The organism is Pseudomonas sp. TH39(2020), from assembly GCF_016650715.1.
Lineage (GTDB): Bacteria > Pseudomonadota > Gammaproteobacteria > Pseudomonadales > Pseudomonadaceae > Aquipseudomonas > Aquipseudomonas mandelii_C.
The window spans coordinates 1879549-1894913 of record NZ_JAEKFF010000006.1; the positions used below are offsets into that span (position 1 = coordinate 1879549).

At 58.8% G+C, this 15365-nt stretch carries 13 protein-coding genes and 1 tRNA gene; 4 read left to right on the forward strand and 10 right to left on the reverse strand.

Annotation, left to right across the window (positions count from 1 at the left end):
• The first annotated feature begins 93 nt into the window (after positions 1–93).
• Positions 94–1083: a sensor domain-containing diguanylate cyclase gene (locus JFU47_RS16350; RefSeq protein WP_201184299.1), complete on the forward strand. Its 990-nt coding sequence runs from the start codon at positions 94–96 to the stop codon at positions 1081–1083.
• A gap of 128 nt (positions 1084–1211) precedes the next feature.
• Here JFU47_RS16350 and JFU47_RS16355 read toward each other — a convergent pair whose 3' ends face one another.
• The 3 genes from JFU47_RS16355 to gabD all read right to left on the reverse strand — a co-directional run bounded on the left by JFU47_RS16355 (position 1212) and on the right by gabD (position 5480).
• Entirely contained in the window at positions 1212–2426 is a 1215-nt protein-coding gene (locus tag JFU47_RS16355; protein ID WP_201184304.1) for a response regulator, read from the reverse strand.
• Positions 2427–2576: 150 nt separating this feature from the next.
• Positions 2577–3854: a 4-aminobutyrate--2-oxoglutarate transaminase gene (gene gabT, locus JFU47_RS16360; protein ID WP_134419251.1), complete on the reverse strand. Its 1278-nt coding sequence runs from the start codon at positions 3852–3854 to the stop codon at positions 2577–2579.
• Positions 3855–4037: 183 nt separating this feature from the next.
• Positions 4038–5480, reverse strand: coding sequence for an NADP-dependent succinate-semialdehyde dehydrogenase (gene gabD, locus JFU47_RS16365; RefSeq protein WP_201184307.1), 1443 nt, complete (start codon positions 5478–5480; stop codon positions 4038–4040).
• Positions 5481–5830: 350 nt separating this feature from the next.
• Here gabD and JFU47_RS16370 point away from each other — a divergent pair.
• A tRNA-Arg gene (locus JFU47_RS16370) sits at positions 5831–5907 on the forward strand.
• A 214-nt stretch (positions 5908–6121) separates the two neighbouring features.
• Positions 6122–7162: a virulence RhuM family protein gene (locus JFU47_RS16375; protein ID WP_201184311.1), complete on the forward strand. Its 1041-nt coding sequence runs from the start codon at positions 6122–6124 to the stop codon at positions 7160–7162.
• A gap of 147 nt (positions 7163–7309) precedes the next feature.
• Here the strand turns inward: JFU47_RS16375 and JFU47_RS16380 are convergent, their stop codons facing one another.
• From JFU47_RS16380 to JFU47_RS16400, 5 genes are all read right to left on the reverse strand, one after another.
• Positions 7310–7576, reverse strand: coding sequence for a hypothetical protein (locus JFU47_RS16380; RefSeq protein WP_242485125.1), 267 nt, complete (start codon positions 7574–7576; stop codon positions 7310–7312).
• Positions 7577–7596: 20 nt separating this feature from the next.
• Complete coding sequence (locus JFU47_RS16385) at positions 7597–8220, reverse strand: hypothetical protein (RefSeq protein WP_201184315.1); 624 nt, start codon at positions 8218–8220, stop codon at positions 7597–7599.
• A complete protein-coding gene (locus JFU47_RS16390) occupies positions 8217–8783 on the reverse strand; it encodes an RNA polymerase sigma factor (protein WP_201184319.1) in 567 nt (188 codons plus the stop codon). The genes JFU47_RS16385 and JFU47_RS16390 overlap by 4 nt, the downstream gene beginning before the upstream one ends.
• 1 nt (position 8784) lies before the next feature.
• Positions 8785–10494 (reverse strand): vWA domain-containing protein, encoded by a 1710-nt coding sequence (locus JFU47_RS16395; RefSeq protein ID WP_201184323.1) that lies wholly within the window; start codon positions 10492–10494, stop codon positions 8785–8787.
• Positions 10495–10581: 87 nt separating this feature from the next.
• The gene (locus tag JFU47_RS16400) at positions 10582–11142 is read right to left on the reverse strand and encodes a YbhB/YbcL family Raf kinase inhibitor-like protein (protein ID WP_201184324.1); all 561 of its coding nucleotides are present in this window, start codon (positions 11140–11142) and stop codon (positions 10582–10584) included.
• 139 nt (positions 11143–11281) lie between these two features.
• Here JFU47_RS16400 and JFU47_RS16405 point away from each other — a divergent pair, with 139 nt between their 5' ends.
• The gene (locus tag JFU47_RS16405; RefSeq protein ID WP_201184326.1) at positions 11282–12811 is read left to right on the forward strand and encodes an apoptosis inducing factor family protein; all 1530 of its coding nucleotides are present in this window, start codon (positions 11282–11284) and stop codon (positions 12809–12811) included.
• 90 nt (positions 12812–12901) lie between these two features.
• Here JFU47_RS16405 and JFU47_RS16410 read toward each other — a convergent pair whose 3' ends face one another.
• Together JFU47_RS16410 and JFU47_RS16415 are read right to left on the reverse strand one after the other, a co-directional pair.
• On the reverse strand, positions 12902–14407 hold the full coding sequence (locus tag JFU47_RS16410; RefSeq protein WP_201184329.1) for a YdgA family protein: 1506 nt from the start codon (positions 14405–14407) through the stop codon (positions 12902–12904).
• Between the two features lie 307 nt (positions 14408–14714).
• On the reverse strand, positions 14715–15353 hold the full coding sequence (locus JFU47_RS16415; RefSeq protein WP_140680352.1) for an NADH:ubiquinone oxidoreductase subunit N: 639 nt from the start codon (positions 15351–15353) through the stop codon (positions 14715–14717).
• Between the last annotated feature and the right edge of the window lie 12 nt (positions 15354–15365).

A 15365-nucleotide genomic window follows, 5' to 3' on the forward strand; every position in this document is an offset into this window, starting at 1 on the left:
CCCTATCTCAAAGACACTTCGCCATCCAGGCGGGCTCTGGTATTGGCCGCTTTCGAACCTCGAGCGGCACACGCCCTTTGAGATTTTGTGTCGATGGTCAATAAAAGCCTACAAGACTCATCCCTCCCGCTGTGGCCCGAGGCCGCGCAAACGCTGCTGGCGCTAATGCATGCACAAGGCGAAGTGGCGCGCCTGAGTGAACGCGAGCAGCTGTTCAGCGCTCTGCTGGTGAGCGTCAACGCGGTACTCTGGGCATTCGACTGGGAATCCCGTCGGGTACTCTATGTCAGCCCCGCGTATGAACGGATTTTCGGCCGCTCTGCAGGCTTGTTGCTGTCCGACTACAACCATTGGCGCGACAGCATTTACCCCGACGATCTGGACTATGCCGAACGCAGCCTGGCCGAAGTATTGGTCAAAGGCGCCGTTGAAGACCGTGAATACCGAATCATTGCCGCCGACGGCCAGGTTCGCTGGCTCAGTGACAAGTGCTTCATCAACCGTCAGGCCGAGCCGGGGCAACCGGTGATCATCGTTGGCATTGCCGAAGACATTACTGACAAAAAGCAGATGGAAACCGAGCTGCAACGCTTGGCCACCACCGACGTGCTGACCCAGAGCAGCAACCGCCGACACTTCTTCGAATGCGCCCACCGTGAATTCGAACAGGCACGGCACCAAGGCACGCCGCTGGCATTCCTGCTGCTGGACATCGATGACTTCAAAGTGATCAACGATTCTTACGGCCACCAGGAAGGCGACAACGTGCTGCAACGAATCGCCGAGAGCGGTCGCGCGGCGTTGCGTCGCGGCGATGTGTTCGGGCGAGTTGGCGGTGAGGAATTCGCAGCGGTATTTCCCGGCTGTGCGCCAGACGAGGCCATGCAGGTGGCTGAGCGCCTGCAACGGGAGATTCAGCGATTGAGTTTCAGCCATGGCGACCAGACGTTCGGCATCACCGTCAGCCAGGGCCTGACCAGCCTCACTGCCGAGGACGAAAGCGTCGACAGCCTGTTTGCCCGCGCGGATGCGGCAATGTACAAAGCCAAACACCAGGGCAAGAATCGCATCATTTCCGACTAGTGGACCCAATACAAAACCAATGTGGGAGCGAGCCTGCTCGCGAAGGCGGGCTGCCAGTCCCATTGATATTGCCTGACAGACCACTTTCGCGAGCAGGCTCGCTCCCACAGGGAGGCGCTGTGTGATGCCTATTTCTTGCGCAAACGCATCAATTCCGGCAACCCGATCTTGAGCAACCGCGCCGTCCGGCTCTTCGCCAGGTCCTCAATGCCCTCATGCTCGGTCAGACGCGCCAGTTGCGCAGCCATGTTCATCACCAGCGCTTCGCGTGAGTAAACCCCGCCACCGAGCTGGTAGACCGCCGCAATCAGCTCTCGCAACTCCAGCGGCAGGCGCCAGCGAGTGCGAAGCGCTGAACCATAGGCCGCGCCGAATTCAGCCAGCGCCTCGCCAACCTCCTCCCATTCATCCAGCTCGCCACCGGCCTGCTTCCATTCCTGCAAACACCGCAACAGCGCAAGGTCACCGAGGCGATGCAGCATACCGGCGCAATAACAACGCTCCTGATCCAGATCCAGCAAGCGCGCCAGGGTCCGGCCATATTCGGCGGTGCGCAGCGACAGCTCCCAATAGCGCTCGGCATAGTCGGCCAGACACGGATCGCTGAGTCGGGCACTGCGCTTGAGGGCCAGCCCCAGAATCAGGTTCATGCTTTGCCCGGTGCCGAGGCGGTGCAGCGCCTGGGACAGGGTTTGTACGGCAGCGCCATGGTGCTGGGCCGCGCTATTGGCAGCGGCGATCAGCACGGCGGTCACCTGCGGATCGGTGCGGATCTCGTCTTCCAGCACGGTCAAATCGAGGCCGTTGGGATTGAGGCTGCGTTTGACCGCCAACTGCACGTCGGTCATCAAAGGTGCGCCATCAGCAAACTCGCGACGACGCTCCAGGTACGCCGACAAGGTCATGCCCGGCGCCAATGAAGGCACCTCGCAAGACACTTCCTCACCGGCATTGAGCAGCAGATCCTGCAGACGCAGAGTCAGGCTTTCCATGTTCAGGGGTTTGGTCAGGTACGCAGCAGGCGCCAGGGGCAAGACTTCGCGCACACTGGCACTGTCGTTGCGGCTGCTCATCAGAATGAATGGCAGCGGTGGATTCCGTTTGCGTTGGCGGACATTGCGCAAGACATTCAAACCATCGATGCCGGGCAGCTCCCAGTCGACGATCACCAAGTCGTAAGGATTTTCCGCCAACAGGTGCAGCGCTTCCTGTCCATCGGCACACAGATCCAGCCGCGCGTCGCAGCGCACATTCAACAAAACCTGCTTGAGCAGGTCGCGGGACCAGGGATCGGCCTCGGCAATCAGCACACGCGGTGCAGCGGGTAACACCACAGCAGTCATCTACACACTCCAAAGTAGTGCTTGCACCTTAGTCAATGCCGGCCATTCGATACAGCGCATTTGCCATTGATGTGTTCCGGGGACACAAAAAAACCCGCCGAAGCGGGTTTTTCTGTCGATCAGTTCACACATTCATCGGAGCACTTTAAATCAAAGCTCAGAGAAGCACTCTTCGATGATTGCCAGACCTTTGTCCAGTTGCTCGTCCGGCGAAGTCAGTGGTACCAGGACGCGCAGAACGTTGCCGTAAGTGCCGCAGGACAGCAGGATCAGACCCTTGTCGCGCGCCTTGGCCACAACCGCGGCTACTGCTGGAGCGTTTGGCTTGTGGCTGTCGCCGTCAACGAACAGCTCGACCGCGATCATCGCGCCCAGGGCACGGACTTCGCCGATCACCGGGTATTTGGCCTGGATGGCTTTGAGGCCAGTGACCAGACGCTCGCCGACAGCCTTGCAGCGGTCCAGCAGGTGCTCTTCTTCGAACACTTCCATCACGGCCAGCGCCGCGGCGCAAGCGATCGGGCTACCGGCGTAGGTGCCGCCCAGGCCGCCTGGAGCGATGGCGTCCATGTATTCGGCCTTGCCGCACACACCGGCCAACGGGAAGCCGCCAGCGATGGATTTGGCGAAGGTGGTCAGGTCGGCAGCAACGCCCATCTGTTCCATGGCGAAGAACGTACCGGTACGACCAGCGCCGGTTTGTACTTCGTCAGCGATCAGCAGGATGCCGTGCTGGTCGCACAGCGCGCGCAGACGCTTCATGAACTCTTTAGGCGCGACGTAGAAACCACCTTCGCCCTGAACCGGCTCGATGATGATTGCAGCGATGTCACGCGGCTCGGCGTCGTTCTTGAAGATACGTTCGATGCTGGCGATCGAATCGTCGATGCTCACACCGTGCAGTTCGTTCGGGTACAGCGCGCGGAAAATGCCGCCTGGCATCAGGCCCATGCCGGCCGAGTAAGGCACGACTTTACCGGTCAGGCCCAGGGTCATCATGGTGCGGCCGTGGTAAGCGCCGGTGAAGGCAATCACGCCGGCACGGCCAGTGGCGGCACGGGCGATTTTCACGGCGTTTTCTACCGCTTCGGAACCGGTGGTCACCAGCAGGGTTTTCTTGGCGAAATCACCAGGCACCTTGGCGTTGATTTTTTCGCACAGCTCTACATACGGTTCGTAAGCCAGTACCTGGAAGCAAGTGTGAGTCAGCTTGTTCAGCTGCGCGGTCACGGCGGCGATGATTTTCGGGTGCAGGTGACCGGTGTTCAGCACGGCGATACCGCCGGCGAAGTCGATGAACTCGCGACCTTCAACGTCGGTCACGGTGGCGTTCTTCGCGGACTCGGCGAAGATCGGGTGAATCTGGCCAACACCGCGTGGTACAGCGGCTTCGCGGCGTTTCATCAGGGATGCGTTAGTCTTGCTCATAAAGTCCTCATTCACCGCTCATCGGGCGGCGTGGTTCAAGGAAAATGCGGCGGGGAGGCAACTACGGCAGCATGCGATGATCGACTGCCACAGCTTTCCCGGCCACAGAGAAAATTCCGTTTGAAGCGCAGAAAGGGACAGCGCTCTCGTGCCCTTTCCGCTTGAAGCAATGCCTAGCCGGGCTTAGATGCCCAGGCAGAGGTATTTGATTTCCAGGTAATCTTCGATGCCGTACTTGGAGCCTTCACGGCCCAGGCCCGACGCCTTGATGCCGCCGAACGGCGCGACTTCGTTGGAGATCAACCCGGTGTTGACGCCAACCATGCCGTATTCCAGGGCTTCAGCCACACGGAACACACGACCCAGGTCGCGAGCATAGAAGTACGAGGCCAGACCGAACTCGGTGTCGTTGGACATCGCGATCACTTCGGCTTCGTCTTTGAAGCGGAACAGTGGAGCCAATGGACCGAAGGTTTCTTCCTTGGCCACGGCAGCGTTTTTCGGCACGTTGGTCAGGATGGTCGGCTCGAAGAAGTTGCCTTCCATGACCTTGCCACCTGCCAGAACGGTTGCGCCTTTGCTGATCGCGTCAGCAATATGCTCTTGAACCTTGGCCACGGCTTTTTCGTCGATCAGCGGGCCAGTGGTGGTGCCTTCTTCCAGACCGTTACCGATCTTGAGTTTGGCCACGGCCACTTTCAGCTTCTCGGCGAACGCGTCGTAGACCGAATCCTGAATGTACAAACGGTTGGCGCAGACGCAGGTCTGGCCGTTGTTGCGGTACTTGGAAATGATCGCGCCTTCGACGGCCTTATCCAGGTCCGCGTCGTCGAACACGATGAACGGCGCGTTGCCGCCCAATTCCAGGGACACTTTCTTGATGTCCTTGGCGCATTCAGCCATCAGCTGACGACCGATTTCGGTCGAGCCGGTGAAGGACAATTTACGCACGATCGGGTTGCTGGTCAGCTCGCTGCCGATGTCGCCGGCACTGCCGGACACAACGCTGAACACACCGGCTGGAATGCCGGCACGCTGGGCCAGGTCAGCCAGAGCGAATGCGGAAAACGGAGTTTGCGAAGCAGGCTTGAGCACCATGGTGCAACCGGCGGCCAGGGCCGGGCCGGCTTTACGGGTGATCATCGCGGCCGGGAAGTTCCACGGGGTGATTGCAGCGGTCACGCCGATTGGCTGCTTGATCACGATCAGGCGCTTGTCTGGCTGGTGACCTGGAATCACGTCACCGTAGACGCGCTTGGCTTCTTCGGCGAACCACTCGATAAAGGAAGCGGCGTAAACGATTTCACCCTTGGCTTCGGCCAATGGCTTGCCTTGTTCCAGGGTCATCAGGCGAGCCAGGTCGTCCTGGTTCTCGATGATCAGTTCGAACCAGCGACGCAGCTTGTTGGCGCGGTCCTTGGCGGTCAGTGCACGCCAGGCCGGCAGCGCTTTGTCAGCGGCTTCGATCGCACGGCGGGTTTCGGCAGCGCCCATTTTCGGCACGGTGCCCAGAATTTCGCCCGTTGCCGGGTTGTTGACCTTGATCGTCTGACCATTGTCCGCATCAACCCAAGCGCCATCGATAAAGGCTTGCTGGCGGAACAACTGGGTGTCTTTAAGCTGCATGTCGGCTTTCCTTAACAGCACCGCGGCAAGCGCGGAGCGAATTATGATTGTAGAAAGGCGCCTTATAGGCTGCCGTCAGGGAAATCATTCACCGGGCTGAAGCACATAAATAGCGCACTGATTGAAACTCGTGCGGTTCAGCACCCAGACAAGAGCGTTTGAAATCTCAAACGAATCCTAGGATCAAAGGGGGTAAAGGACAATAGCCTGTTCGAAAAAAAGAACGAAAACGCCGCATTTGCCTAATTTTTCTGATCAACGTAGCAAACACAGGTTACGCTTTGGAAAACCGCAGGCGATTCAGCAGCATGGACGCCCGCAGTGCATATGAGTATCATGGCGCCCGCATTGCACCAGTAGCTCAGCTGGATAGAGTACTGCCCTCCGAAGGCAGTGGTCGTGGGTTCGAATCCCGCCTGGTGCACCATACGTAGAAACGAAAAAGCCTCAGATCTTAGGGTCTGGGGCTTTTTTGTGGATGTCATGAAATGAATAAAGCAGTTTTGTCTGAAACAAAAACTGACGACGCCCAAGTTAACGATGGTGGTGGATTTGCGGCTCGAGTGTTCAACTGTGCCAACGGTGGGGACCCTGTTCCAACCATCTCAATGACAAACCGGGGCTGATTGTGGAGCACCCAGATGATTGATCAAAAAGGCAACGACCTTCCTTCTGCACCACAAGGCGAACTTCTGCTGTTTCAAAGCGCTGATGGTCAGGTCCGCCTTGAGTGTCGCTTCGGAGCCGATACGCTTTGGCTCTCCCAGGCGATGATCTGCGAATTGTATGGTAAGGCCAAAGCCACCATCAGCGAGCACATCAGCCACATCCTCGCGGAGGGCGAGTTAGTGGAAGATTCAGTTGTTCGGTTTTACCGAACAACTGCCGCTGACAACAAACCTTACAACGTCAAATACTTCAGCCTTCCGCTGATTCTCGCAGTGGGTTACCGAGTCCGCTCTAAACGCGGTACCCAGTTCCGTCAGTGGGCTACGCAAACTCTGCAGGAGTACCTGATCAAGGGTTTCGTGATGGATGACGAAAGGTTGAGAAATCCTCCTGTAGGGCATTCACTGGTACCCGATTATTTCGACGAAATGTTGGAACGCATACGCGATATCCGGGCCAGCGAGCGGCGGGTTTATTTAAGGGTAAGGGATATCTTCGCGATGGCTGCGGACTATGCGCCAACAAACAAAGAGACCACCGCGTTTTTCCAGATCATTCAAAATAAGCTGCATTTCGCTAGCACCGGCCTGACGGCAGCCGAGTTGATTGCTCATCGCGTTGACGCTACCAAGCTGAACATGGGGTTAACCGGCTTCAAAGGAGATGAGGTGCGCAAAAGCGATGTCACCATCGCCAAGAACTATCTTAATCAAGAAGAAATCAGCGCGCTAAATCGCATCGTCACCATGTGGCTGGATTTCGCAGAAGATCAGGCATTGATGCGCAAGCAGGTTTTTCTACGGGACTGGCAGGAGAAGCTGGACCAATTTCTAGAATTCAACAGCCGTGAAGTTCTGCAAGGTGCGGGAAAGATCAGTAAACAGGAAGCTGAAGAAAAAGCGCGGGCGGAGTATGAACGCTATGCCGAGCAGCGCCGGAGCCTGAAGGAAGCGGAGGGTGAAGGTTTGGGCATTGAGGCACTACGCAGCATTTCACAAAAAAATCGCCTGTGAGATATGGAAAGCTCGACTTGATCTGACAGTCACAACAGAAAACACGGTAACTGTCAGATCAAGTCTGAGCTTTTACACTTTATAGTTGCTCGATTATCAAGGAACGGGCCGTCTGAGCGCACACAAAAAACCGCCGAAGTGGTTTTTTCATTCAGTCGTCCAATCAAACTCGTCGTATTCATCATCCTCTTCGTCCTCGACCACTTCATCATCAAGAACGTCTTCCTCAAACGCTTCTTCTGCCTGCTTCGCCAGCAGAAACTCCTTACGACTCTCAGTCACCGCGCGCCGTAATTCCTGACCCTTCACCGGGCAGTTGAGCATTTGGGCGATGCGGTCGATTTTTTTCGCCATGGCTACCTCCAACGCATCGGCTATGGGCCGATAGTGCGCGCTTTCGGGTGTCGATGCCAAATTGGCGACCGTTGTGTCCTTCAGTTTTTCTGCAAATCCTTGAGTCTGTCCGTGAGATTTTCCTTGGGAAAGCGTTTATGCAATGTCGCCATCAGGTCAGCGGCCGCTTGAGCCTGACCAGCCTTTTGCAGGCGGATCACTTCCCTTAATTGATCGTCGATAAACGTTGCCGGAGCTATCGCCGGGCGTTTGCTGACCTTCGCTTCATCGGCTATTTCGGCATTGATCGATTCGCTCTGCGCGGGGGCGGCAAGATCGGCCATTGGCGCCGCAGGCGCGGGGGCGGACATCGCACCGGCCGGGGCAGCCAGAGAACGCGCAACCGATGACGGTGCTTCTTTTTTGGCGGCCGGTGCAGACGCTTTGGGTGCAGGCGCGAAGTCGTAACTCGGCGGTTGCTCCTCCGTGCGCTGTACCAGTGCCAGCATCAGGGCCACTCCGACAAGGCTGGCAAATGCGACCTGCCAACGGGGTTTCTGGCAGGCCTGGACCCAGCGTTTCCATAGACCAGGCTTCTGCACAGGCACTTCGCGCTGTGCGGCAGCCAGGAGGAACTTGTCGAGATGGGCCGGCGGTTCGCTGGTCGCGTGTTCACGATAGTGCTTCAACACTTCATCTTCTGGCGTAGGACGGGCGTCAGTCATGTCAGTACCTCCTCGGCCAGCAGCCGACGCAGTTTTTGCTGGGCGTAGCGCAAGCGGCTTTTGACGGTTTCCAGCGGTGTTTCGGTGAGGGTGGCGATCTGCGGCAGGTCGAGATCGCCATGGGCGCGCAGCAGGAACACTTCGCGCTGATCAGCGGGCAGGTTTTGCAGGGCCGCTTCGAGGCGCTGGTTGTCGCGGCTCAGGCTCAGCAGTTGTTCGGGATCGGCAGCGTCATCGCTCAGCGCGTGGATTTGTTCGTCATAGCTGTCGTGCAAGGGGTTGTGGATTCCGTGTTTGCGCCAGTGATCGATCAGTCGATTGCGGGCAATCTGGTAAAGCCAGGTACGAAAATTCGCCCGGCCTTGTGGCTGACTGGTGCTGCGGATCAGGCTCAACCAGGTTTCCTGGTAAACCTCTTCGGCCAGCTCGGACTTGCCGCTCAGGCCGAGCAGGAATCGGTAGAGCCCTTGGCGGTGGCGGGCGTACAGAATCTCGAACGCCGGCCCGTCGCCTGCGCGATAACGGGCCAGCAGCGATTCGTCGCTCGATTCAGGAGCTGACATTTCAGTTGTAGCCTCCTTTAAGCGGCTCACTATTCGATGCGGTCGTGGTTCGCAGACTTTGCGCCAACTCCACCAATTGCACGAACTCTGCCCGCAGACCAAATCGATCTTCGCCCCGCGCACCGCGCGCCAACGCCTCGGTATCCTTCAGGCTGAAATCACCGGTATAGCGCCCATCCTTCAGTTGCTGGGAAAACGCCGCCACGGCCGCCGCAAATCGCAGGTCTTCACTGGCTGGCGCAGCATTGTCAGTGATCGGCCGCTCAATCAAGCGACTGTTCCCACCTTCGGGCAACTGATATCTCACGCGCAGCATGGCCATTTCCCCAGATTTCCCGGAAGCAACTGCTCCGGAGTTGCCATACCGCAGCGGCTCCAGCCAGCCCTTCTCACCCTTGGGCACAATTTCGTACAACGCCGTCACCGTATGCCCTGCACCGATTTCACCGGCATCGACCTTGTCGTTGCTGAAGTCTTCACGTTTCAACGCGCGATTCTCATACCCCAACAGCCGATATTCACTGACCTGTGCCGGGTTGAACTCCACTTGCAGCTTCACATTTTTCGCCACGACCGCGAGGGTCGAACCGAGCTGATCCACCAGCACCTTGCGCGCCTCGCGCAGGTTGTCGATGTAGGCATAGTTGCCGTCGCCGGCATCGGCCAACTGTTCCATCAGGTGTTCATTGTAGTTATCCACACCAAAACCCAATGTGGTCAGGGAAACGCCGGTCTTGCGTTTATCCACAGCCATTTGCTTGAGGCTGTCGAAGTCGCTGATACCGACGTTGAAGTCACCGTCGGTGGCCAGCAGGATGCGGTTGATGCCCTTGGGAATAAACGCCTGCTGCGCCATTTGATAAGCCAGTTCGATACCTGACGCTCCTGCGGTCGATCCGCCGGCGGTTAATTGATCGATGGCCGTACGAATTTTCGCTTTGTCGCGTCCGGAGGTCGGCTCCAGCACCACACGCGAATCACCGGCATAGACGACCAATGAAACCCGGTCCTGCTCGCGCAATTGATCGACCAGCAATTTCAGGGTGCTTTTGACCAGCGGCAAACCCTCGCGCCGGTCCATCGAGCCGGACACGTCCACCAGAAACACCAGGTTCGCCGGGGCCAGTTCCGCGACCGCGCGGTCCGAGGCCTTGATGCCGATGCGCAGCAACCGGGTATGCGGGTTCCACGGCGACGGCGCCAGCTCGGTGGTCACGCCGAAGGGCGAGCCATCGGTGGGCAATGCGTAATCGTAGGGAAAGTAATTGACCATTTCCTCCAGTCGCACCGCACCTTCCGGTGGCAAGCGCCCCTGATTGAGCAAGCGGCGGACGTTGGCGTAAGCGCCGGTATCGACGTCGGCGCTGAAGGTCGAGACGGGCGCTTCGGCCACGCTGTGAATCGGGTTATCCGCCAGCGCTTGATACTGCTCCCGTTGCTCATCCCGATATCCCTGCGGATAAGCCTCGCCCGCGGGCAGCGGCGCATAGCTCGCCGTCGGCGCCGGACGAACGCTGCGCTTGGCCATCGAGGTGTCCGCCATGACAGCCTCGCTGCGCACCAGTACTTCAGCCGGCAGCGCACCTTGAGCCGGTGGCGGAGCCGAGGCGGAATCAGGCTTGGATGAAACGCCGCAACCAGTAATCGCCAGCAGCAACCCGGCGGCGAAACCCTGGGCGGCCGGGCGGAGGAAATGCAGAGGGAGGGACATGGGGGCTGACCTCAGGAGGAAATTGATCCATTCATCCTCTGAGACGAGCCCCTCTTCAGCTTCGGGTTAAACCGGCCGAAATTAATTTCAGCGGTGATAACGCCGCACCACACTGCTGTTTTTCAGCACATGGCCTTTGATTTTTTCCAGTAGCTGCGCGCGCGTCAGGCCCGCGGGCAAAGCGTCCGGCGCCAGATCCAGGGCGTAGAGCTGGATGATGTAGTGATGCGCACTGTCACCGACCGGCGGGCAAGGGCCCATATAACCTGTGGTGCCTTTGCTGTTGGTGCCACTGACACCTTCAAGGGCGGATTTTGCGCCGACGCCGGCGGCAATCTGATGAGTCGTGGCTTTGATGCCGTAATGCACCCAGTGATCGACGCCTTGGCCCTTTTGGCCGTCAGGATCGTGCATGACAATGGCGTAACTCAGGGTGCCCGCCGGGCCGGCGTTCCAGTTCAAGGCCGGTGACTGGTTGTGCCCACCACAATTGGGCGCATCGCTGGCGGCAGCCGAGGTAAACAATCGATCATCGGTGACACCTGGGATGTTCAGGGTGAAACGCTCCTGGGCCTGCGCCGGAAATTGCACGCAAAGGGCGACTGCAACGGCCGCCAGCCAAGGTTTCAGAGAGGTCAATCGGGTCATACCGGAGCACCTTGTGCGGGTGGGGCCGTCGTCGGCGTGCAAACTATAGCCGGACCGTTCACTCGCTGGCACTGAGAATTGGCTGAACCTCAAGATAAGCGCCAAACTCTTAAGTGAAACGCTTGCCTGGAGAGTGATCATGGCACTGCACCGCGTCGCCCGTTTCGCCGATGTGTCCGAAAACCGGGGCCTTGAGGTCCAGATCGCGGACACGAAAATTGTCCTGCTGCGGGTGGGCGATCATTTGCGCGCTTTTCAGGGCGAATGCCCCCATGCCGGGGCGCCGCTGGCTGAAGGCGCTCTGTGCCACGGACGTTTGATCTGCCCCTGGCACAAGGCCGCGTATCGAATCGAGGACGGTGCGCTGTGCGAACCGCCGGCCCTGGACAGTCTCAAGCGCTATCCGCTGGAAGTGCGCGATGGCGAGGTCTGGGTCGACGATCAGCCGATGTCCGACGCTCACACCCCACCAGCGGACGACGAGCGAACGTTTGTGATCATCGGTGCCGGTGCGGCAGGCACGGCGTGCGCGGCAGCATTGCGCGAAAAGGGCTTCGGTGGGCGGGTGCTGTTGATCGACCGTGAAACCGACGCCGGTTACGACCGCACGGTCTTGAGTAAATTCGTGATTGCCGGGGAGATGCCGCCGGAAGAAGTCCCGCCGCTGCGTGATGAAGACTTTTACCGCGAACAGCGCATTGAGCGGATAAACGCTGAAGTGAAGAGCCTGGACGCCGCGAACAAGACCTTGCACCTGGCTGATGGTCAATCGCTGAGCTACGACGCTGCCCTGCTCGCCACCGGTGGCACACCCAACCCGCTGACGCTGCCTGGCGCCGACCTGCCGCAGGTGTTCGTGCTGCGTTCGAAGGATCAGGCGCAGCGGATTCTGCGCTCGGCACAACCAGGCCAACGAGCGGTGATCATCGGCGACAGTTTTATTGCCATGGAATCCGCGTCCTCCCTGCGTCAATACGGTCTGGACGTCACCGTTCTGGCCCGCCATGCAGTGCCTTTTGCCAAACAGTTTGGCGAGGCCGTCGGCAAGGCGATTCGTGCCCTGCACGAGGCCAACGGCGTGGTGTTTCATACGGATGGCAACGCAACGCACGTCGAAGGAACGACCAAGGTTGAAGCGGTACGCCTGGACAACGGTCAACGTTTACCGGCGGATCTGGTGTTGGTCGGCATTGGCGTCAGTCCGGCAACCGGCGCATTGACTGGCCTTCCCCTGGAAAAAGACCAGTCGCTGAAGGTCGACGGCGGGATGCGCGTGACCGATGGGCTTTGGGCCGCCGGCGATATCGCGACCTTCCCGCTCAACGGCCAGCCCCAACGAATCGAACATTGGCGCCTGGCACAACAACAGGCACGGATCGCGGCGATGAACATGCTCGGCGGCGACGAGCATTACCTCGACGTGCCCTATTTCTGGACCTGGCACTTCGGTAAAAACTACGACTACCTTGGCCACGCCGCGACCTGGGATGAGGTCGAGTTCAAAGGCGACCCTGACCATCCACCCTTTATCGGCCTGTTCGGCAAGGAGGGATTGGTGGTCGCCGCAGTGGCATGCGATGAAGAACGTGCGATAGCGATGCTCGCCGAACGGATGAAACAGCCGTTGACGGTGGACGAGGCGTGGCGGCTGATTAGGGACCTGAATTGACGGCTGTTCCCCCCATTTCAAACGCCAGACAGCAAAACGCCCGGCGTCTGCGTTGTGCAGAGGCCGGGCGTCGGTGTGTAAGCCCTGGTTTTACTCGACGGTGACATTCCCGCCGAATTTGCTCATGACAAACCCGACAAACTCTTCGACGGTCATCTTCTGGCCGTTGAATTCCACCTGATTATTGGCGTAGTGCAGTTTGGAAACGATGTTGTTGCCATCCAGTTTTGCCAACTGCGTACCGATTGCCATGCTGCCAAACATGTCGGCGGTAGCCGTGGCCTGATCGGCGATGAGCTTGGCGTCGGTCTGACCGTCGATTTGCGACTGCACGCTCAGCAGGTCGACGAGCATTGGCTTGGACACTTTCACGTTGACGTCCAGCAGTGCGATCAGCTGTTGGGTCAGTTGGTCGGGCGGTAGGTCCATGGATTGTGGTTTGGTCAGGTCGAGCACCAGGTTGGCGCGGCTTTCGCCATTGGGGGTGTTGAACGACAGATTCTCCAGGGCGACCTGCGGGCCGGCGGCCAGCAGTTTCTCCAGGCCTGTTTTGACCTGCGCCTCTTCGGCCGGGGTCAGGACCAGCTCTGGCGCCGGTTCACCCGCAGCCACGGCCTCAGCGGCGGCCCTCTCGTACGGTTGCAGTTTGGTCTGGTAAATCTGCATCAACGACATGGTTGCCGGGATGTCGAGGTTCTTCAGGCTCATGGCCATCTGCGCAGACCCGACAGCCTTCCCGTTCAGAGTCACTTCACCCACCTTGTAATCGGCACGCCCCGAAGCGCTGGTGCCGGATTCCTCGGTCTGGTTCTTCATTTCAAATTTCTTGAAACCCAAGATCGACTGCTTGGCGCCGAAGGTGGTCTTGCTGTCAGTCAGCTCAACGGTGTTCTCGCCGGTGTAGTAGCCGTAGGTACTTTTTGTCAGGTTGCTGGCCAGGGTCAGACCGTTCAGTTCGACCTTCACCGGCGTCTGATCTTCAGCCACCGTGCTCAGTGTCAGGCTGTCCATGTAACCGTCGGCCTTGAGCTTCTGCGCTTGTGCGCTGGCGGCGACATCGAGGTTCAGCCCGGAGAATGTCAGGCTGGACTTGTCGTCAAGCGCGACGTCCAGCGGCAGTAATTGCAGGGTGCCGTTGGTCGCATTGTCGTAACCAATGTTGACCACGCCCGTGAGTGGCGATTTGTCCTTGGCAGCGACGAACCATTTCTCGGTGGTCGGGGTTCTTTCCAGTTCGTAGTGACTGGTCGCCAGGACCGGCAGCCACTTCAGCGACACCAGGCGCGAAAACGGCAGCGGACCGTGTTCGATGCGATCGACGAACAGCAACTCCACCGGTGCTTCACCGAACATCTCGCCTTCGCCCTTGAGGCGGTAGTGTGCGGTGCTGCTGAACACATGGCGCTCCAGCGACACCAGCTCCAGCGACGCCGTGCCGTTGGAACCGACCAGCGCGGCTTGCAACTCTTTGTTGGCGTCGGCGATCGAGGTGTTCAGCACACCTTCGAGTTTGGTGCCGGTGTACCAGGCCCCGCCGGCGCTGATTGCACCGATGGCAACGACGATTCCAAGAAGCACGCCTGCTGATTTATTCATGAATGACCCGATCAATGTCCGTTGTTTGAAGGTGTGGTCGTCTTCCCTGAACCCGACGGGTTACGGTCACGACTGCGATAAAAGTGCGATGGAGATTAGCATCAGGCGCACCAGGCGACCCAATGATTAAAGGTGAAAGAGTGTCTATGGAGTGTCACTGCTTGTGGACAACTGGCAGGGGGCGAGAGTTTCGGCGGATATGAAATCGCCATCGCGAGCAGGCTCGCTCCCACAGGGTGTTGTGATCGACACATACCCCATGTGGGAGTGAGCCTGCTCGCGATGGCGTCAGCCCTGCAAACACAGATCAGGAATACTGAACCTCGATCTCATCAAGCTGATGATCAAAGCTCTTGAGCCGTGCGGTCCATGTATAGACCAGCACTTCGAAGTCACGATTGATCACCGCCGTGCCGCTTGGGGATTCCGAGCGTGGGTCGCAAAAATCCAGCTGATAACGTTCGCGGGCCATGGCAGTGGCGACATCGGAGAGTTCACGGGCGTTATTGAGCCAGTGCCAGCCCTCCTCGGACACTTGCTTGTCCAGCGCCTGGCATTGTTTTTTCAGGGTTTCGAGGCTTTTTTCCAGCGGTGTGCCGGTGAGTTCGCCCATGACTTCCTGGAACGTACGCCCCGGTTGCCAGTAACTGCCCCAGAAATACCGATCGAATACCGTTTCGACACGGCGCAGCGCGACCTTGGTGTCCCAGATCAGCACCAGGGTCTTGCCTTGTTCAAGCTGTCTTTTTTTGATGCGCTGACCCTGGACCGACGCCCAGGCCACCACCACGATTGCCATCACGGCAATCAATGCCGCGGCGCTGTCGAGGAACACCAGCGCCTTGTCGATCTGGTTGGCCAGCATGATGCCGTAGAAATAGGTGGCCGACAGCAACACCAATGCCGCTATAGCGCACCAGAAGCCGGGAGCATAAGGGTTTTTCATTATTGGAATCCC

Excerpts from the sequence above, each read along its gene's own strand:
- JFU47_RS16410 (WP_201184329.1), bottom strand. The coding sequence starts at position 14,407 with ATGAATAAATCAGCAGGCGTGCTTCTTGGAATCGTCGTTGCCATCGGT.
- JFU47_RS16375 (WP_201184311.1), top strand. The coding sequence starts at position 6,122 with ATGATTGATCAAAAAGGCAACGACCTTCCTTCTGCACCACAAGGCGAA.
- gabD (WP_201184307.1), bottom strand. The coding sequence starts at position 5,480 with ATGCAGCTTAAAGACACCCAGTTGTTCCGCCAGCAAGCCTTTATCGAT.
- JFU47_RS16390 (WP_201184319.1), bottom strand. The coding sequence starts at position 8,783 with ATGTCAGCTCCTGAATCGAGCGACGAATCGCTGCTGGCCCGTTATCGC.
- gabT (WP_134419251.1), bottom strand. The coding sequence starts at position 3,854 with ATGAGCAAGACTAACGCATCCCTGATGAAACGCCGCGAAGCCGCTGTA.
- JFU47_RS16355 (WP_201184304.1), bottom strand. The coding sequence starts at position 2,426 with ATGACTGCTGTGGTGTTACCCGCTGCACCGCGTGTGCTGATTGCCGAG.
- JFU47_RS16350 (WP_201184299.1), top strand. The coding sequence starts at position 94 with ATGGTCAATAAAAGCCTACAAGACTCATCCCTCCCGCTGTGGCCCGAG.
- JFU47_RS16385 (WP_201184315.1), bottom strand. The coding sequence starts at position 8,220 with ATGACTGACGCCCGTCCTACGCCAGAAGATGAAGTGTTGAAGCACTAT.
- JFU47_RS16405 (WP_201184326.1), top strand. The coding sequence starts at position 11,282 with ATGGCACTGCACCGCGTCGCCCGTTTCGCCGATGTGTCCGAAAACCGG.
- JFU47_RS16395 (WP_201184323.1), bottom strand. The coding sequence starts at position 10,494 with ATGTCCCTCCCTCTGCATTTCCTCCGCCCGGCCGCCCAGGGTTTCGCC.
- JFU47_RS16400 (WP_201184324.1), bottom strand. The coding sequence starts at position 11,142 with ATGACCCGATTGACCTCTCTGAAACCTTGGCTGGCGGCCGTTGCAGTC.
- JFU47_RS16415 (WP_140680352.1), bottom strand. The coding sequence starts at position 15,353 with ATGAAAAACCCTTATGCTCCCGGCTTCTGGTGCGCTATAGCGGCATTG.